The sequence below is a fragment of the Leptospira perdikensis genome (genome assembly GCF_004769575.1).
GTDB lineage: Bacteria > Spirochaetota > Leptospiria > Leptospirales > Leptospiraceae > Leptospira_A > Leptospira_A perdikensis.
This window is the reverse complement of sequence record NZ_RQGA01000010.1, coordinates 29,717-48,967: the sequence shown is the minus strand read 5'-3', so window position 1 is coordinate 48,967 and position 19,251 is coordinate 29,717. Positions and strand designations below refer to the sequence as shown.

Here is a 19,251-nt window from a genome sequence, read left to right as displayed (position 1 = left end):
AGTTCCTGATTGAGTTATGCAACGGATTGATTTTCTAAAAAAACTATCTTTTACTGCTCTACTTGTGGCTGGTATTCGTATGGAATTATCCTCGGAACCAAGCCAAGGTTCAACGTCGAATCAAAATCAACAAGTGGATCTGCTTCCTACCTATCCCATGGATGAAGCAGAAAAAATCACAGAGGTAATTGTTACAAAAGTTTACAAAGAAGGAATGGAATTAGATACATTCCTAAAATTGTTTGCTGAAGAATTAAAAACACGTTTTCCCTTTGTAGAAAATTCAAAAACTTCTAATTATCATTCGTTGTATTCTGTTGCAGTTCGTTCCGAGATCTTGTTTCGATTAATCATAATACTCGTGGAGGTTTGGCAAAATCTCTGTCTTCAATTTGGACTAGAAGGTTATGACCAAAAGGAATTCGAATCCGATTCGATTCAAATTCAAGATTGGATCGAATCATTAGGGAAGGAATTTAAAATTGGGGAGAGTCCCCATTTTTTCTTAAAAACAAAAGGAGATTGGGAATGGCTCCCATCAAAGGTTCAGTATCTGGTTCCTTGGTTTGGAACTCAGAAAACAGAATCCATTCAATTTTTTCCTCTGTCCTTAGAAGTACATCAAGTGTGGGAAGATGTTTCTTCATTCAAAAATAAACTCGAATATAACCAAAATATTATCTCTGAAGTATTAAGAATTTTGGACATCTTACTTTTTCGTTTACATATGAATCGTGCCATTTGGCACCAATATGCTGTTAGGTTTTATTATTTGAATTTTGTAGAAAAAAAGTATTCGAACAAACAAAGTAAAAAAAATCAAAAAGTACAAAATAGGAATACTTTGGATTTGTTTGCCATCCGTTTTACATCTTTTGAATCTGCCATTCGCACCATCCAAGAGAGAGCCTTCCATATGCAAAGTGGAGTATACCATGCGATGAATCGGCAAAATCAACAAATGGTTGTGTCATCCCTTGTTCAAGTGATTGGACAAATTTCAGTAGTGACTGGTGGGGATCAGGATGTATGTAAGAGGTTGCGATTGGCCAATCATTATGGGGGGATTCTGAGTGTTTCTACTGCGGCCATGGCAACCGAATCCCTGCCAATACTCGAAGACGCGTTACAAATTTTGCAAAAAGAACGTAAGTTATACTTTCCAAATGGTAAATAAACATTTATGAAATTACCAAAGAATTCTTTTCTATTCATTACTTCACAGAGAGAAGGCATCATCCAAAAACAAATTCAGAACCTTCAAAAAGAAATATTGGATTGGGTCGCTGAAGAAGACAATTCAACCGGAGGACAAAAAGAAATTATACTTCGAGTGAATCCCGATGCGAATTTTTTTTACCATTCGGTTTTGAACCTAAAGGAAACAAAGGTCACAAGTTCGAGGTTGAAGTTTATTTCTCTTACTTCGGCAAGATTGGAAAAACTTTATGAAGTCAAACCAACTCGAACTACATTCCAGAAACAAAATCTTTTGATCGAAAAGGTGATCGTATATCTGGATACCTTACTTCTGATATCCAAAAGAATGTTGTTGATTTCGAAATCAGAGACGATGGATAAATCTAATCAAAAAGACTTACAGTTAGAAGTGGGAACGCTCATTGATGAAATAGATCGAATTGCTTCGTTTGCAGAGTTTAATCGAATGAGTTTATTGATGGGTGATTTTTCTAAAAATTCTAGAGTCGCTTCTATGTGGTTTATTAATGAAAAGAGTGGGAAACTTTTTCGAATGTACATTGCTACAATGACAGCTAAGTCCTTGGGTTTAATTACACTCAGTGGATATCCTTTAGCACTATCCAATTCAACTTTGTTTCAAAAAAAAATTGAAAATACAATTCTGAGAATCAACGAAGAACGAAATCGAATCCGATCTGTTCTTGATTGAAGTTTTAAAATCGATTCTATTTTTTGTATATATATTTCCTTGGAACCGAGGCCGAAGAAGATTGGTTTAGGTTACAATTTTAATTATGAATACTCTCGAAAAAAAATTCTACGAAATGCGTGGTAAAAAGAACAATTCTATCGATGATTCTTTCGCTCTTTTTGACGCATTAGAGACAGTTAACATTGAAGATACAATGGGTCGTTGGCATGGTTCCGGATTTCACACGGGACATACAATGGATGGGGCCTTGGAAACATTCAATTGGTATGGAAAAGAATTTGTGGATGCCGACAACGTCCATCCTTTGGTATTTAAATCCTTTGGAAAAACTTTATTTAAGGTAAATCCTTCCCTAATGCCTGTTCGGTTGGCAACGTTAATTCCATCTACTAATTTATGGCCTTTACGTTATGTATTTTTGCTAGTACGTTTTTTATTTCAAACTTCGTCATCGAAAGCTCGTGTTCGTCGGATTGAATTTCGTGGTAAACTCACCGCTGCCATGATTTATGACACACTTCCTATACACGATGTATTTAAAAGAGTAAATAAAGACACAATGTTTGGATGTATGGATTACAAAGGAATGAAACAACCATTCTTTTTTGTATTAGAGCGAGATAAATAGGATAAACCCCTTCAAACTTTGTGATATTAAAGAATGAAGGGTTTTTGTGTTACCGCCTAACGATCCAACCATTCAATTCCAAATTCTAAACTAGGAACGGATTTTAGTTCGACATTCCCTGTTTTTAGAGTTTGGTCATCAATGGAGATGGCGGCAAGTGCTGAGTTGGGAACAACAACTGCCATCTTGCGGAGGCTGGAATTACTTGCTTTTGGGAACCAATTGACATTGACCCATTCTTGAGCAGAACGAGTGACAAGTCCCATTCTTCTTGTATCTGCAAGCCATTTACGAATATTATGTTTTTCGATTATTTTTAATGCTTCGTTTAGAATTTCTGAATACTTTTCCTCACTAAAGTTCGGTGTCCAAACCACTTCCAGGAGATCTTTTTCTTTTATATAATAGATACTTCCAATTTCAGATCGGAATTGGAGTTTGTGGGTAGTTTCGTCTCGATCAGAAATAGATGATTCATCCGAAACTAAATTCGTTTTGAATAGATCCACCATGGAGATGAGTTTATCTGCTGTATTTGCGATTGCTGTAATTTTTTCGGCGAGTAAATCGCTACTTTCTGAATTACTAAAAGAGGATTGGCTAATTGAGGATACGGAAGCCATCACTTCATTTGTTGCTGTTTTGTGTTCTGTCACTGCATCTTTGATTTCTGTTGATCTTTCTTTTACGAAAACAGCTTCTTTTAAAAGTTTATTTTTGAGTTCCTTTTGTGTATTTACAGCATAATGAACTTCTGTAATTTTTCCAGAAATAGAATCAATATTTCCAATGATTTCTTGGATTTCCATTGTTGTTTTTTCAATTCGTTCACGTCCTAAGGAAACATCGTTTTGATTCTTTTTCATTAAGGAATCGATTCCTTTGACTGCACCTGCTGTTCTTTCTGCAAGTTTTGAAACTTCTTCTGCAACCACTGCAAATCCTCTTCCCGCATCACCTGCTCTGGCGGCTTCAATTGAAGCATTGAGTGCAAGCATGTTCACTTGTTCACTGATCTTTGAAATGACATCTACAGTTTTAGAAATTTCCAATGAACTATGGGATAAATTGTCCATCGCTTCGTTCATAGTGCGTAGTGTGTTTTTACCCGCTTCTGCACGTTCAATGATGATTTTTATAGAATCAAGTGTTCCTTCGACGTATTCGCCAGTTTTGTCAATAGCCAAAGATAATTGATCAACTTCGGTTGTCAGATTATTCATACTTTGGGAATTGTTTTCAGCAATGTTTGAAATGGATATTGCAACACCTGATATTTCTTCTATCGATGCTGAAACTTCTTCCGTGGCAGCAGATTGTGATTGTAAGTTACTTGAAAAATCAAGAGTCACCAATTTCATTTCTTGTGAATCTGAAGATAAAGTGTCGGCCGATGTTTTGATATGTTGGATGAGTTCACCTTGGGCTTGTAACATTCTGTGGAAACTGGAATAGAATTCGGCAAATAACTCGTTCGGTTTGTAAGAGAGTCTAACTTGCAGGTTTCCCAATCCTACTTCTTTAAACGCCACGTCTAGTTTTCCGAAAATTTTTCCCAACCAGGAACTTAAAACAATCCCAAAGATAAGTGCAAATACAATCAAGATGCCGAATCCAAAACCAAGGATTACATTTAAGTGATCCTGTGCTATGTTTTGAACTTGTAGTAGCACGGTGACGCTGAAAAGCAATAAGGATCCAAAGACCAAAAAGGAAAGGATGAAATACAATTTAAGTTTTGAATGCATACGTTTACTGATTCCAATTTTTAAGAGTACAAACGAGATGCTAGCCTAAAACTCTAAAATTAGATTTTTTGATTTTGGATTTTAACTATGTTAATCTTTACACGTGACATAATGACAAAGCGGACCAGTTGAAAACTCCAGCTGTGTTGCGACAAATCGCATTGTCCCCATTCCGTATCGATTTTGGATTTGGCCAAGAGTTTCTTCCAAAAGTGGATTCGCTTTTTTAACTTTTGGAATCTCTAGGATCAAATTTGTTTCCTTCCGGTTTTCTTCTTTGATTTCAGAAAGAAAACGAATCCCCGAATTGGAAGTGATTGGCTGAAGATTGGTAGATATTAATTTTGTTTTTGATCTGTAAGTGCGGGAATAAGAATCGGCAACTAGTGCTAAAGATATTTCATCGATGCCATGATACAAAGGAATTCCTATTGTTTCATGATTCCAAACGAATGTTAGGTTCTTTGCCGCCGTTAGATATTGTTTCCAATCTAAATTAAATTCTTCCGTATTGTGGGTTGGATCCCAGCTTTGAATCCCGAGTGATTTTGCCATCTCTTCTGCTTTTTTATTTCCCGCAATGGATTCTATTAAAGCTACAGAAATGGGAATAGAAGCCGTGACACCTGTAGTTGTTATGATGTTTTGATCTTGGACGTATCTTTTGTTTTTGATCCATTCTGTATTTGGAAATGTATTTTTTAGACTTTCTTTTGAATACCAATGACCTGTCGCTTTTTTATTGTTTAATAACCCGGCATGACCTAATGTCCAAACTCCATCACAAATTCCCACAATAGTGGCTCCGTTTTTAGATTGGTTTTGAATCCAACGAATGATGGTTATATTTTCCGCGTTATGAATGGCGGGGACAATGACGATGTCAGAACCTTCTGGATGAAGGTTGTCAAAGTCATCAATGGATGTTGTGATTTCGATAGAAAGTGTAGGAAACATATCCATAGTTCCTTTGTTAGGGGCTACTGCATAAATCTCTGCAATTTCAGATCTTTTTAAGATTCCGTATGGGACTATGAAATCGGTGAGTTCGGTATATTGGTTTTCTCCTATAACGACGATTACCGGTTTTTTATGGTTTGATTTTTTATGAATTTTTTCCAAACGAATTTCAGGTTGGATTTTAGATTCAGCAAATATTGATAAATGATTAAAGGTTAATGTTAATACTGTCATCAGTATAATTGGTGGAACCATTTGTTTTGTTGAAAACGGGTGATTTTTTTTCTGGTTGTGGCGAAGGTTTTGATTCATGATAAAAGTATCTCCGAAATCTGTAAACCGGTCGTCCGTTTGGATACGGATGGACTAAAAAGATGTCGAAATGTATTAAAAAATAGACAAATGGATTTTGATTCTCCGTAATTGTTGTTATGAATTTGATTCCCTTTGTGGGAGCCGTGGTTGCTTTTCTTTTGGCAGTTTCGTATTGGATGGAAACGATCCAAAAGGGAACTAAGAAAAAACAGACTAATTTGCCTTCAGATCTGAATGCCACTTCTTTTAGAAAAAATTTTGATATTTGTTTCCTGAATCAATATACAACAACATTTCTATTTTTTTCACTTACCATTCTCCAACTCCATATTTACGTTGAACTTACAAAAGAAATGAACTCTTATCCTTTGTTCTATGGAATTCATATTCCTTGTCTCCTCCTCCTCGGTCCTCTTAGTTATCTTTTTTTTGAAGAAATGAGTGGGGGAGAGTTTTCCCAAATTCATTTCCTTCATTTTCTGCCGAGTATACTGAGTATTTTCTATATCTTTTTCTTCCGTCCTGCGGGTTTTGTTCTGCCTTCTCTTGATTCACAAACTCATAGTGATAATAGTTATACAACATCCATAACAATTTTACTTGGTGTAGGAGTAGTATCTATTTTTTGTTACATGTTTGCCATTTTCGTTCGAGTGATCCGTTGGAAGTTAAATTCGAAAATAAGTATTGAGTCCTCATTCCAACCATTTTTATTCCTACTACTCTATTCGCTTTTAGTCATGGTTTTGTTTGTTTTTGCTCAACTGTTTTTTATGCAAATCTTTCTTATTGCTTGTGTAAGTTTAACTTGTCTTTTGATTCTAGTTTTGCTTTCTAAAATGAATCACAAAGATCTAATACTAAATTTTAAAACAGAAACTCGGTTGGCACGGTATAAGGAAAGTCGTGTGAAAGGCATCGATATCGCTCAGGTTTTACAACGTTTAGATGATCTGATGAATGTGGATAAGTTATATTTGAATGAGGACTTAACGTTACTTACTTTGGCAAAAGAGTTGGATTTGGATTCTCATCAACTTTCTGAGATTTTAAATTCTCGTTTGGGTTGTACATTTCGTAATTATGTAAATCAATTTCGTTTGCAAGAAGCGGCAAGGCTCCTTTTAGAAAGATATGATATGACAATACTCAGTATAATATATGCGTCTGGATTCAATTCCAAATCCTCCTTTCACAAACTCTTTCAAAATCGGTTTGGGCTTTCGCCACAGAATTATCGAACGAAGACAAAGTAAAATCAAAACAATCGATCGTTAACTAACCTACTTTTTCTTAAGTTTAGATTTTGTTTTTTTGTGTGGTTTTTGTTTGGGAAAGTTCTCTTTTAGGACGGCTGCAAAGTATTCACCTATTATGGTGTCAGACCAAGAACTGGCTCTCAAACCTTGATAGTAAGCTATATGGCTACCTCGTTTGGTATGGACATGAATCGTATTGGGAAGAGTTTCCAACCAATGAAGATTTTCTAAGACATTTTGATTCACACAAATAGGATCATCTGCAGAATTTAATACGAGTAGTGGTGTCTTTATATTTTTTGCAACTAACACTGGATTGGAATGGTAATAATAATTCTCTTTATCTTTATATCCCGAAAGGGTATGTAACTTATCTTGAAATTCACCAATGGTTTTAATTTTTAATAGTTCTTCTACACCTTTGAGTTTTGACAAACTTTCATAATGATTCTTTAGAAAATAACTAATCAATCGTTGGCCCATAATTTTACTGTAAACAGGGTGGACTCTGTGAAATGCTTTTTCGATATCGTAAGCGGGGGATACAGCAACGGCTGCGCTAAATTGACTTTTGGCCCCTGCTTCTCCTAAATAACGCGCAAGAAGTCCTGAGCCGGCTGAAATTCCAACACCAAACAATTGTTTTTTTGGATATTTTTTTTGAATGTAGGTTAGTTGTTCTATTAAGTCAGAAGTGGAACCCATTGTATTGATTTTCGGTTTAGTGAGTGGAAGATTTCCATGCCCCCTCCGAATACAAACAACAACTATCCAGCCGAATTGTTCTCTTAAGTATTTAACCGTAGATTTAACATCTTGTTCATCACCGCTGATAGTATGGAATACGACAACAATAGGTGTTTCATCTTTAACGGTTATGTTCTGGATTCCTGACCAAGCAAGTCCCGTAATCCCCCCATCCTTCATTTTTAGTTGTTCTAATTTGTCGTAATCGTAAGCTTTAGTGCGGTATTCGCGTAACATAAGCAGGAGTAACATTAGGTGTTGGTTGAAACACCAAAAGGTTGGATAATATTTGTTTGTTAAGTTCGGTGACCTTTCGATGATACGTAATAAAAAATCAGATTCACTAAACCTAAGAACAGGTTTTTCGATTACTTCCCAAAAGTAATAAAAACCAAAAGCCAAAGTAATTACAGCCAAGATCACACTAAAAGAATATTCCATCATAAATTCCATTTCAGTTTCTTTATTTGTATACTAATTTTGAATTTAGCTCTTGTATCAATTCTAAATCAAACTTAACCATTTTTCGGTCATAAGTGACAATTCCGTTGATTTCTTCTTCTACATCGCTTACTTGAGTGTATATGGAAGCACTGAGTCCTTTTTCAATTAATGGGATTAATTGGTCTTCAATTAAACTTCTATATTCTTTTTCTAAACTTTTTTTATCGGGAAGGATTTTATAACCAAAAAGTTTGTTTTCGTCATAAACATGACCCTCTGTCTTTAGAGAATACCCACCAAATTCAGATAATACGATCACGCGTGATTCATTTTTTGGTACTTTTAGTTTTTGGTAATATAAATGTAAACTTTTTAATTCGCTACTATCTTTTCCTTGGTCATACCATCCACTGACACTGTCAATGGTTCTCGTATCATCGAGTTTTCGCAATTTATCTGTTAATTGGATGCTATCAAATTGTCCCCAACCTTCATTAAAAAGAACCCAAACCGCAAGAGATACAGTATTTTTTAGTAAATCTACTGTTTGGTCCATTTCGTTTATGAATTCATTTCTACCATCCTCATCAGTTCTGTTTAAAAATTTATACTTTGTGTCTTTATTTTTCCATCCAATAAAAGGCAAATAAGCAACTTTCCAAGTTTCATAAGCACCGCCACCACAAACAAAATCTTGCCAAACTAATATACCAAGACGATCACAATGATAATACCAACGTAAAGGTTCAATTTTGATATGTTTACGTAACATATTGAACCCCATATCTTTCATCAGTTTGATTTCTTTTTCCATCTCTTCACCGTTTGGTGGAGTGAGAAGACCTTCAGACCAATAACCTTGGTCTAAAAGTCCATTGTGGAAATACGGTTTGTTGTTTAAAAATAATCTTTTGAATTTACCATCGAAACCTATGGAAAACTTTCGCATTCCAAAATAGGATTTTACGGTATCCCCCGAAGTTTTGATAAGAATCCTGTAAAGTTTTGGATTTTCTGGTGACCAAACTTCCATGTTTGGAATGGGTATATTTGTATTCGTCCCAGACGACTCGGCAATAATTGTATCACCATCTAATATCTGTATGGTTGTATTAGAACTGCTGGTAGTGATTTGAATGAATACCGATTCTGTATCTATATTCGGTGTAATTTTTATGTCTTTTATGTAATCTTCGGATACACTTTCTAGCCAAACGGTTTGCCAGATTCCTGATTGAGGGGTGTACCAAATTCCACCTCGGTTTAGTTTTTGTTTTCCTCGCGATTGATTTCCTGTATCTGTTGGATCCGTGACTTTTAATTGAATTGTATTTTTGCCAATTTTTATATGAGAAGAAATGTCAAAATAAAATGGCAAAAAACCTCCTTTATGAGATCCAACTTCATTTCCGTTGATAAAACAAATACAGGAATAATCAACAGCACCAAAGTGAAGTAATGTGATTATTTTAATAAAATCAGTTCGTAACTCAAATTCACGTTCGTAAACAAGTTCTTCATCTGGTTGGAGAATGAAGTTTCCAAGTCCACTTGCCTTGGATTCGGGAGAGAACGGGACATTGATTTTGTAATGTTTTTTTGTTTCACTTCCTATTGGTGAATGACTTAGGTCCCATTCTCCATTTAAGTTAATATAACTATCTCTTTCTAATTGAGGGCGTGGGTATTCTGTATGTGATAGTTTCATCAAGATTGTTTGCCTCGTAATAATAACGAAAGAGGAACGAATATGAGAAAACAAAAGATTGCGCCAACTAAAAAGATTTCGGGTGAAGGAACATGGGCTGTTGCTCCATTCACGGGATCTATATAACTAAGGTTTGTCCTTTGGTTGATTGTTTCTCCAATCATGGGGCCAATGAACATTGGAATGAGAACAAAAAAGATCATACGTATCCCTTGTAGTTTTCCTGCATTTTCAGAAGGGGTATTGTCTCGAATTTGTGCCCCGAGAAGGGCTAATACCTGGACAAAACCTGTAATTAAAATAAGGCTTGTGATTCCTGTGATCCACATCACTTGTGTTTTTAAACTTAAGTCGATAGATTTGGACATTGTATATAAAGATAACATTCCAAAGATATAAAGAATAGAAAAGTATACGAGTAACTTATCTTTGTTTTTGCCATCAAAACTTTTACCAAGAAAAACTGTAATGATACTGGCACCAAGAATTACACCTGCAAGTACGATCGAATATTGGATCGCATTAAACTTAAGATATTCTTGCATATAGATAATAAGATAGGGCATATAAATTTGACTTGCGATTCCATAAATACCCATTGCCAGAAAATATAAATATAACTTCCGGTGCCCATGAATCACATCCAGTTGAAATCCATATGCGATATCGGAAAAAAAATTGGTATTTTGTTTTTTTAGATTTGGATTGTCTTTGATAAGCCAAATTCCAATCACTCCAGAAACGGACATCATTGTTCCAACAGCGACAAAAAGGCCAGGGTAACCGAAGGCATTTACAATCATTCCAAATCCTCCAGCCACAACCAACATGGCAACGAGTGGCATAGCGGAAAGAACACCTTCTGCAAGACTTCTCGCATTTCCGGTGTTATCTGTTACGTATGCATTAAAAGCAGCATCATTGGCAGTGGAACCAAATGCTGTCATAATACAATCTAGAGTGATCACAATCGCAATCGTTAGATTTATAATTTCTATTGTATCAGATAATTCAAACCATCTTGCTGTATTGTCTTTGGAAACAAAGGCAAATGAAAGCGTAAGAAGGCCCCAAAGTAGGTAACCAATAGAAATAAAGTATTTTCTATTCCCTGCTCTGTCCGTTAAAATTCCAGCAATGAGGGTGGCGAAGGTTGCCACAATTCCACTGAGTTGTACCATCACTGTAACTGAGGACGTACTCTTTGTTATGATATTGTAAATGAATAGGTTAAAGTACATATTCTCTACAGACCACGCAATTTGACCTACAAGTCCAAAGAGAATTAATACAGACCAAAGGCGTCCGCCTAAATTGTGATTGTTCATGATCGCTTAGTGTCAAAGATAGACGGCTAGTTTGGCGACAAAATTTTGAACCAGGTTCAAAATTCTTTATTAGCGATTCTAATTACAAAATGTTCGTTAGAATACCTTTCCTAATTGGAAACCTACCCATTGGTGTTGTTGCGGTAAACCTTTGGCCGATTGAAAGTCGATTGTTTGGTAATTGTAATGAAGACCAAATAAAAACCCAGCGTTGGATACAGAAACAAAACCGGCTCGAACAAATCCAACTGCACGTTTTAAATCAGCAACATATGTTTTTTCATCTCTATATTGAATTTCGTCACGTAACAACTGCAATAGGATCTCTCTTTGTTTTGGATCTAAAATAAATTGTGACAATACTTCGTATGAATATAATCGGATGATAGGTGGAAGTTTTCCACCTTCTGGTCTAAAGATAGAATAAATCGCCAAAGCACGTGCGTTATCTGGAATTGTATCCCATTGGTCGACTAGATTTTTTAGAAGGAATATACGAGTTGTTTTTTCTATATCTTCAGCACCATTGAATATGTTGTTAAAAATCAAATAATTGAGTCCTATGTTATAAGGATTGTTTGTTCCTTTGACCAAAAATTCATTGAACAATATATATCTTTGTAAAGAATTCCTACCGTTGTCTTCTGTGAGAGCTTTGTATTGAATTTCTCTTTCTCCTGCCTCTAAAGTGGGATTATTTAAATAGTTATCCAAATTACTAAAGGCAGAATTTCTATTTTGTGCTTTGTAAGTTCTTTCCGTGCCTATTTGACCTTGGATTGTTGCATTATACAGCTGTAATGTGCCACCTGGGTTTATATAAAAATACCAATATCCTTTTCCATCCTCATGTAGAATTGGCGGACCTGGTTGTAGAGCAGAACTACCTGGTCCCGGTGTTTTGTCTACGTTACCGAATCGAAAGATAAGACCAAAAGACACGTCAGTTTGAATATTCCCTAAATTTACGTTGTACTGGGTTCCAACAAATCGATGATAGAACTTACGGATATCGGTTCTTATAGCGCCTGAGTAAGAATTAGGAATTTGTGTATCCCAACCTTGAGGTGTTGGGGAACCAATCAAATTATGAAAGTTCATTTGCGCTGATTTACCACCCACAGATGGTCCTATCATACCAACTTCTAACTCAGTAGTAATACTCGTATCTTCTGTTGCCGTGGTTAAAGAATTACTAAAATAGGCACGACTGGAATAAGGACGGTCTCCATAAGATACATCCGCCTTTGTTATGTTCGTTGGTGTATAGAATTCTTGTCCCAGGGCAAACCCTTGTAAATATTTTGTTGTTTCTGAAGGTGTAATGAATAATTCGTTCCAATATCCCAAAATCCTTCTGGTAGGATTGGATTCCCCCGCTGTCATGTGAAATTCCAATCGCGAACCATTCGTATAATACCGATCCGAAAAACCACCAAAAGCATCATTTTCCATAATCAATCGGAGTTGGTATTGGTTTGGCGGTTCGGGTTTGGTTCTTTCTATTTCGGGAGGGGTTTCCATTTTGACAGGACTTTGTTTTTTGACGGTCTTTGTTGTTTGGGCAGTGACGTTTACACTAACAATAAGACTTAGGAAAAGTAGGAACCATGGGGCCTTCATGAGGCCTATTGAATACCCCCCTTAAGAATTCGCAAGGAACTCTCTGATGATTTTCGGAGTTTCCTTCTATCCGATTGGATGATTGTGGTGACTTTGAATGTTCAAGGGTTTTGTGCTTTAGTGGAAGTTATTCCTCATCTTCTGAGAATTCGGTTGGAATTACGGAATGCGGTGATGTGGCCGGAAATAATCTTTTTAGATATAATTGTGTCGCTTTATCTTCTGGGAATAGTTTGGTAACTGCTTCAAATTTTTCCTTAGCTTCGGTAAAATTTCCAGCATGATAAGCGGTGGTTCCTTCTAAATATAAATCTTTTGTATTTAATTTCTGTTCCAAACTGACCGGATCATCTCCGTTTAGGATTTCGTAAACAGAGACAGGTTTTGTTTTTCCTTTTACTCGGACACGATCTAAAAATCTATATTGTAAACTTTGAATGTGTTTGTCATCGATAGCATGGATAGCTGCTTCCGTAACTGCAATTTTGGCACCATAAATTTTTGTAAGATTCTGAACACGTGAGGCTAAATTCACCGTATCTGAAATCACAGTACCTTCTAACCTTTCTTCTGCACCGATGGTCCCTAACATAAGAGAACCTGCATGGATTCCAATTCCAATTTGAATTGGGACATATCCTTGTTTGCTTCTATGGTAGTTGTATTCTTTTAGATACAATTGCATGTCCACTCCGGCACATATGGCATCAGTGATGTTTCTTTCGAACAAGGCCATGATTGCATCTCCGATGAATTTATCGATAAATCCATTGTGTTTTTGAATGATGGGGCTCATCCTTCCCAAATAAGAATTGATAAAATTAAAGTTTTGTTCCGGACTCATCTGTTCAGAAAGTGTAGTGAAGGAACGTATATCACTAAAAAGGACTGCCATGTATTTTTGAATTTGATCGCCTAACTTAACGTCTAGTATGGTTTCCTTTCCTAAGTTAGATAAAAAGTCTTTTGGAACAAAACGTGCATAAGACTCTGTGAGAATTTTTTGCATTTCAATCGCTTTTGATTGAGCCACCTCTTTTTCTTCCTTCATGATATTGATTCGGTCAGCAAGGGCAATCGAGAGTAAAATTACCTCTGAGGCAGACCCTATATAAAGACCATATTCAGTTAAAAAATTTTGTGAAATGAGGTTTAGGTATTTAAAAACCACCACTAGGGTTGCACCAATGAGCACAGTAAAGGCGAGAAGAAAAAAACGAGCCGCTCTATAATGGCGCAGGAAACTGATGACTGCTGCTATAAAAATAAGAATAGGGACTGGAATTGTTAATAATAACCCTATTTTTACGGTAATTTCCGGAGAAAGAAATAACGTGAGTGGAATTTGTATTAAGTGAAGGATGAAAAAGATTTTTAATAATTGGTCTAACCAACTCGGCAGATTTTTTTTCGTATTTAAAAAACGTTTTGTAAACAGAATTAAAGAAGCAACACAAAAACCGCTAAAAAAAACGAAACCATTTCGTTGGAATTCAGGTAGGTTTGGCCAAAGATATTGAAAACCGTGTCCGGTTAAGGTTAACTGTAATCCTAAAAACCCAAGGATATAAGTTACGTAGTATAAATAACTGACATCTTTTACACTTAAGAAAATAAAAAAATTGTATAGGATCATAACGATCATGACACCGTAATACAGTCCTAAACCATGTTGAATGTCTGCGTAATGTAAGGTAAACGTTTCTTTTTCCCAAATGGTTAACGGTACAGAAAGTCCTCCGCCATTGTAAAGTTTGATGTAGATAGTTTTGGATGTTTTGCTATCAAGTTCTAAAGGGAATAAAAAATTTCTGTTTTTTATTTGTCTCTCCGAAAATGGGAACATCATCCCTAGTTTATCTGTTAGTTGATAAGACTCTTTGTTTTTTTCATACACTTCTACTAAATCGATATTGCTGTAATCAATTTCTAACAATCGTTTGGTGGGTTCTGAACTTTTGTTTTCTAAAGGAATTTTGATCCAATAGTAAAAGTTAGTTTGACCGAAATTTGGAATTTCTTTTGTGGAAGGAATAAATCGATTGTTTGTTTCTTCTTTTAGGACATCGGAGATTGTAAGAGATTTTGATCTGTCTTCGAGAATCAAAATCTCCTTGCCGATGGACTTTTTATCTAAAATCTCACTCAGTTCTATAGGCCATAAACCAACCGGTAATAGGCAACAAAAAAGAAGTAATATCTTTAGTGAATGATCATAAAATGATTTCATATCAATGGGTAACAGTACTAATGTTAGATGATGATATCATAAAAGAATCAATAAAAATTCTCCGACAGCCAACATTTACTTTTTGGTTTCTACTGGTTCTTCCGCATCGGATTTTAGATATAAATACTTTTCGGCAATAAAAGTTCCAAAGGGAACCACCGATGCAAGGGCCGCGAGTAAAGTTTTTTTGGTTTTCCATTCCAGTTCTACTTTGATTTGGAATAATTCTACTAAATATAAAAGGAATAACAAGCCGTGAATCAAACCAACGATTTTGTTTGGTTCTGGATTTTGGTAGAGATACTTGAGGGGCATTGTGATGAAGAGAATTGTCAAAAAAGAAAGTCCTTCCAAAAAGGCTAAAATTCGGAATCGTCCGAGTTTGGTTTGGAGTAAAGAGAACATAATCACTTCCTTGGAGTTCGTTATTCACCAGGATCGCGAGAATCTTTGGTTTCGTCCTTACTTTCTTCACGGACTTACCTTTTCCAGCGACAGGCTTTCTCGCCTCAGGAAAGAAGGGGAATCCCTCCCTGCCCTTGCATTTTCTTTCAGAAAGCCAGGTTTATTCTAAAATTAGTCGACAATTGTTCGGGATTGACATTTCCAATCGAACACTGTACACTTTGAAAGATGCAGTTTCGAATTTTTTTAATCCTTCTTTTTTGTTTCACAATCCCTCTTTGGTCAGAGGAGAGTCCTGTTTATTCTGCGGCGATGGCTAAGAAAGACATTACTGGTCCTTCTGTCGGAGTTATGTTTTGGGGTTATGCAAGAGAGGACCAAACAGGGGTCGGAATTCATACAAGACAGTTTGCTCGGTCCCTTGTGATCCGAGACCTGGCATCCAAGAAACTTTTGGCTTATGTAACGGCTGAGGTTGGAGGCATTCCTTTTGAAATCCAAAGGGATGTAGTGAAAAGACTTCAGACCGAACTTGATCCCAATTTTGGTTACGGTAACGTTCTACTCAACGCCTCTCACACTCATAGTGGTCCTGCAGGTCATTTTCATTATTCCGAAGTTTCTTTTTATTCCAAAGAATTTTATTCCGAGTCATATGCTGTTTTAAGAGACGGAATATTTGAATCGATAAGAGAAGCGTATTTAAAATTGAAACCTGCAGAGTTGACCATAGGGAAAACTTTTGTGAGTGAAGCTGGGATCAACCGAAGTTTATCCGCTTACCTTGCCAATCCAGAATCGGAAAGAAAACAATACTCAGAAAATATCGATCGTGAAATGGTTCAACTTTCCGTATCAGTGGCGGGTGTTCCTATAGGGCTCGTTAATTGGTATGGAGTACATCCAACAAACATTACTTTTGACAATCGATTGATTTCTTCTGACAATAAAGGGATTGCTTCTTTACTTTCAGAAGCGGAAGCCAGAAAACAAGGGTTAACTGAGTTTGTTGCTATTTTCGCTCAAGCAAATGAAGGAGATGTATCTCCAAATTTAAATTTAAACAATACGGGACCTGGGAAGGATATTTACGACAGTAGTTTTATTATTGGGAAAAGACAGTTTTTGGCAAGCCAAGAGATTTTGAAATCTAGCAGAAAACGTTTATTAGGTGGTATTTCTTTTACGCAAAAATTTATCGATATGAGTAAACACCCCGTAAGTAAGGAATTTTCTGAAACTGGAAAAACAGAAACTACCTGTCCTTCTGCTTATGGATATTCCTTTGCTGCAGGTTCAACAGAAGAAGGAGGAGGGCACTTTTTATTCCATGAAGGAATGACAAATAAAAATCGAAGATTCTACATAGATTGGATTGCAAAGTTTATGTTACAATCTCCATCAGAGGAACTTAGGGAATGCCAAAGTCCCAAAGCTGTTTTGTTCCCGATGGGAGAAACCAAACCCATTCCCAGTTTACCACAAATTCTTCCGTATGGGTTAGTATTAGTTGGTGATCTTACCATTTTGGTGATGCCACATGAAGTCACAACAATGTCTAGCAGAAGACTTAAAAAAGAAGTTCAATCTGTTCTGAAAGATAAAACATCGGAAATAGTTCTCTCTGGACTCACTAATGATTTTTCTGGCTACATTACAACACCGGAAGAATACTCCACTCAAAACTATGAAGGTGGACATACTTTACATGGACCTAATAGTTTGAATGCTCTTAGGCAAGAATTTCATAAGATGTCAGTTGAGTTAAGAGACGGAACTTCGCAAACACCAACCTCAATTATGCCATTGGATCTATCTACCCGAGTCCATCCCTTGAAGATTCCGTCTGCTGATTCCGTTTCAAACAAACCACAAAACATCATCCAACCAAGTGCAGAGTCTTACCAAAAAGGAGAAGTGGTTTCATGCCGAGTTGCCTCCGCAAACCCTAACGTAGGATATCCCCAAGTGGGTTCCTATTTATGGGTGGAGGTATCGGACAAATCAACTTGGAAACCCATTCGTTCTGATTCCGATTTTGATACCAAATTTTTCTATCAAAAACGAGGACTCTGGGGAAGGGCGGAAGAAAGTACAGATCTTATTTGGGAAACCAGTGCCGATACCAAAGCGGGCGAATACCGGCTGGTTCATGAAGGGATTTATCTGGGTGCAGACGGGATTCGATCTCCTTACCGTATCGAATGTCCTAGTTTTCGCATAGAGGTTGGAAACTAAATTTTAGAAATTACAAACGCTCCATAGTCTCCTTATGGATCGTTTGTCCCATACCCAAGGGCTTTCCCTTTTTAAATTTTCGAACTTTCATTCGAAATCCGTTCTGGCTAAAAAACAAGTTGTGGGAATTCCGTATCTAGTGGAAATCTTAGGAAAAGAGAACAGGGCTTAAGAGGAAATCTTATGAGCGAATTTTATCAAGATGAATGGGTTTGGATTACGGGAGCCTCCTCTGGGATTGGAAAAGAACTCGTTAACCAAGCATACAAACAGAATGCCAAGATCTTACTTGCGTCTCGAAAAACAAAATCTCTTGAAGCCATTGCCAAAGAACTCCATTTAGAAAAAGGGCGTTATGCTGTAGAGAAGTTGGATTTGGAAGACTACAAATCAGCCGCAGCATTTGCTAAACGTTGTTTGCAAAAATATGGAATTCCCAAAGTGGTCATTCATAACGGTGGAATCAGCCAAAGATCCTTAACCAAAGAAACCAATTTAGTAACACTCGAAAAGATCATGAATACCAATTTTTATGGCGCAGCAGAAATGACTCGAGCTATGTTACCACAAATCTTAGGTAAGAAGGAAGTTCATTTTGCAGTGATTTCGAGTGTTGCAGGTAAACTGGGTAGCCCACTCCGCTCTGCTTATTCGGCCTCCAAATTCGCGTTAGTTGGGTTTTTCCATTGTTTACGATCGGAAGAAGAAAAATCTGGAATTTTTGTGACTATGGTATATCCAGGGTTTATTCAAACAAATATATCTAAAAATGCACTAAAGGGAGATGGTTCCTCTACGGGAACTATGGATTCTGTCATTGCTGCTGGACTACCAGTGCAGTTATGTGCACATCGAATTTTACATGCAGTAGCTAACAAACAACGTGAAGTTGTTATTTCTGGAATCAAAGAAAAATTCGGCTTGTTTCTACAAGCGGTATACCCATCGTTATTTTTCAAAATGATTCAAAAAGCAAAAGTAAGGTAGAAGGGGAGAATTCATTTGAAACGTTTTTTATATACCATTGGAATGATCCTATTTTTAAGTATGGGAGTTTTTGCGGAAACTTCTGTGTTGGATTATAAAACAAAAAATAAAACAAATGAAAAGGAAAGAACTTATCTTTTGGATCTTTTAAGAGCCAACCTTTCCAATGAATTCAAACAAGAATTTATATTTGTTGTAGAACATTTCAAAGTTTCCGGTGATTTTGCTTGGTTTCGTGGAACCGCTAAAAGAAAAGATGGAAAAGAAATTTCTCTATCCGAAGATATACCCTATGATTGTTGTCATGTAGAAGCTTTGTTTAAAAAAACAAATGGGAAGTGGCAAATTTCTGAATCAGCAGCATTTAGTACTGATGTTTGGTGGGACGGAATTCAGTCTCGTTACCCGAAAGCAACCAAAGAAATCTTCCAATAATACTGTAAGATTTGTTAGGGCAACGGTTTTGCAACCATTGTAGCTGCCATTGAAGAAGGAAGAGGTGTCTTTGATCATACTCGTAAATTTTTTTGTACGTTTTGAACTATAATCCACAAGAGCTTATTTCTTTTTGTTCCACTTCCTATTCACGTGGATGTCCATTTTTTTTCATGGAACAGTTGTTATAATTTTGTATTCAGAGATATTAAGGTATTTCAGAAGAAATTAATGGGTTAAGAATTAGAAACATTCTATTAATTTGTGTTATTGTTTTTGAT

The 19,251-nt window shown here is 36.3% G+C and carries 15 protein-coding genes; 7 read left to right on the top strand and 8 right to left on the bottom strand.

Annotation, left to right across the window (positions count from 1 at the left end):
• Positions 1 to 16: 16 nt before the first annotated feature.
• The 3 genes from EHQ49_RS09735 to EHQ49_RS09725 all read left to right on the top strand — a co-directional run bounded on the left by EHQ49_RS09735 (position 17) and on the right by EHQ49_RS09725 (position 2,543).
• Positions 17 to 1,177, top strand: a complete 1,161-nt coding sequence (locus EHQ49_RS09735; RefSeq protein WP_135578858.1) for a hypothetical protein — start codon at positions 17 to 19, stop codon at positions 1,175 to 1,177.
• A 6-nt stretch (positions 1,178 to 1,183) separates the two neighbouring features.
• The gene (locus tag EHQ49_RS18840) at positions 1,184 to 1,912 is read left to right on the top strand and encodes a flagellar filament core protein flaB2 domain protein (RefSeq protein ID WP_135578856.1); all 729 of its coding nucleotides are present in this window, start codon (positions 1,184 to 1,186) and stop codon (positions 1,910 to 1,912) included.
• Positions 1,913 to 1,997: 85 nt separating this feature from the next.
• Positions 1,998 to 2,543, top strand: a complete 546-nt coding sequence (locus EHQ49_RS09725; protein ID WP_135578854.1) for a DUF4334 domain-containing protein — start codon at positions 1,998 to 2,000, stop codon at positions 2,541 to 2,543.
• 56 nt (positions 2,544 to 2,599) lie between these two features.
• Here EHQ49_RS09725 and EHQ49_RS09720 read toward each other — a convergent pair whose 3' ends face one another.
• Together EHQ49_RS09720 and EHQ49_RS09715 are read right to left on the bottom strand one after the other, a co-directional pair.
• Positions 2,600 to 4,291, bottom strand: a complete 1,692-nt coding sequence (locus EHQ49_RS09720) for a methyl-accepting chemotaxis protein (RefSeq protein ID WP_135578852.1) — start codon at positions 4,289 to 4,291, stop codon at positions 2,600 to 2,602.
• Positions 4,292 to 4,381: 90 nt separating this feature from the next.
• Positions 4,382 to 5,563, bottom strand: coding sequence for a DJ-1/PfpI family protein (locus tag EHQ49_RS09715; protein ID WP_244241429.1), 1,182 nt, complete (start codon positions 5,561 to 5,563; stop codon positions 4,382 to 4,384).
• A gap of 119 nt (positions 5,564 to 5,682) precedes the next feature.
• Between EHQ49_RS09715 and EHQ49_RS09710 the strand changes: the two genes are divergently transcribed.
• The gene (locus EHQ49_RS09710) at positions 5,683 to 6,822 is read left to right on the top strand and encodes a helix-turn-helix domain-containing protein (protein ID WP_135578850.1); all 1,140 of its coding nucleotides are present in this window, start codon (positions 5,683 to 5,685) and stop codon (positions 6,820 to 6,822) included.
• Between the two features lie 27 nt (positions 6,823 to 6,849).
• Here EHQ49_RS09710 and EHQ49_RS09705 read toward each other — a convergent pair whose 3' ends face one another.
• The 6 genes from EHQ49_RS09705 to EHQ49_RS09680 form a co-directional block, all read right to left on the bottom strand.
• Entirely contained in the window at positions 6,850 to 8,016 is a 1,167-nt protein-coding gene (locus EHQ49_RS09705; RefSeq protein ID WP_135578975.1) for a YheT family hydrolase, read from the bottom strand.
• A gap of 19 nt (positions 8,017 to 8,035) precedes the next feature.
• Positions 8,036 to 9,724 carry a glycoside hydrolase family 2 protein gene (locus tag EHQ49_RS09700; protein WP_208732193.1) on the bottom strand — a complete coding sequence of 563 codons (1,689 nt, stop codon included), beginning with the start codon at positions 9,722 to 9,724 and terminating at the stop codon, positions 8,036 to 8,038.
• The gene (locus EHQ49_RS09695) at positions 9,724 to 11,052 is read right to left on the bottom strand and encodes an MFS transporter (RefSeq protein WP_135578846.1); all 1,329 of its coding nucleotides are present in this window, start codon (positions 11,050 to 11,052) and stop codon (positions 9,724 to 9,726) included. The genes EHQ49_RS09700 and EHQ49_RS09695 overlap by 1 nt, the downstream gene beginning before the upstream one ends.
• Before the next feature lie 96 nt (positions 11,053 to 11,148).
• On the bottom strand, positions 11,149 to 12,675 hold the full coding sequence (locus tag EHQ49_RS09690; protein ID WP_135578845.1) for a lipid A deacylase LpxR family protein: 1,527 nt from the start codon (positions 12,673 to 12,675) through the stop codon (positions 11,149 to 11,151).
• A gap of 127 nt (positions 12,676 to 12,802) precedes the next feature.
• The gene (locus EHQ49_RS09685; protein WP_135578844.1) at positions 12,803 to 14,905 is read right to left on the bottom strand and encodes a 7TM diverse intracellular signaling domain-containing protein; all 2,103 of its coding nucleotides are present in this window, start codon (positions 14,903 to 14,905) and stop codon (positions 12,803 to 12,805) included.
• A 75-nt stretch (positions 14,906 to 14,980) separates the two neighbouring features.
• Positions 14,981 to 15,310 carry a DUF3817 domain-containing protein gene (locus EHQ49_RS09680; protein ID WP_135578842.1) on the bottom strand — a complete coding sequence of 110 codons (330 nt, stop codon included), beginning with the start codon at positions 15,308 to 15,310 and terminating at the stop codon, positions 14,981 to 14,983.
• A gap of 228 nt (positions 15,311 to 15,538) precedes the next feature.
• On the opposite strand from EHQ49_RS09680, the gene EHQ49_RS09675 reads away from it, so the two are divergent.
• The 3 genes from EHQ49_RS09675 to EHQ49_RS09665 all read left to right on the top strand — a co-directional run bounded on the left by EHQ49_RS09675 (position 15,539) and on the right by EHQ49_RS09665 (position 18,970).
• Positions 15,539 to 17,548: a neutral/alkaline non-lysosomal ceramidase N-terminal domain-containing protein gene (locus tag EHQ49_RS09675; RefSeq protein WP_135578840.1), complete on the top strand. Its 2,010-nt coding sequence runs from the start codon at positions 15,539 to 15,541 to the stop codon at positions 17,546 to 17,548.
• A 183-nt stretch (positions 17,549 to 17,731) separates the two neighbouring features.
• Positions 17,732 to 18,535: an SDR family NAD(P)-dependent oxidoreductase gene (locus tag EHQ49_RS09670; protein ID WP_135578838.1), complete on the top strand. Its 804-nt coding sequence runs from the start codon at positions 17,732 to 17,734 to the stop codon at positions 18,533 to 18,535.
• Between the two features lie 42 nt (positions 18,536 to 18,577).
• Positions 18,578 to 18,970: a hypothetical protein gene (locus EHQ49_RS09665; protein WP_425269849.1), complete on the top strand. Its 393-nt coding sequence runs from the start codon at positions 18,578 to 18,580 to the stop codon at positions 18,968 to 18,970.
• Positions 18,971 to 19,251: the final 281 nt, after the last annotated feature.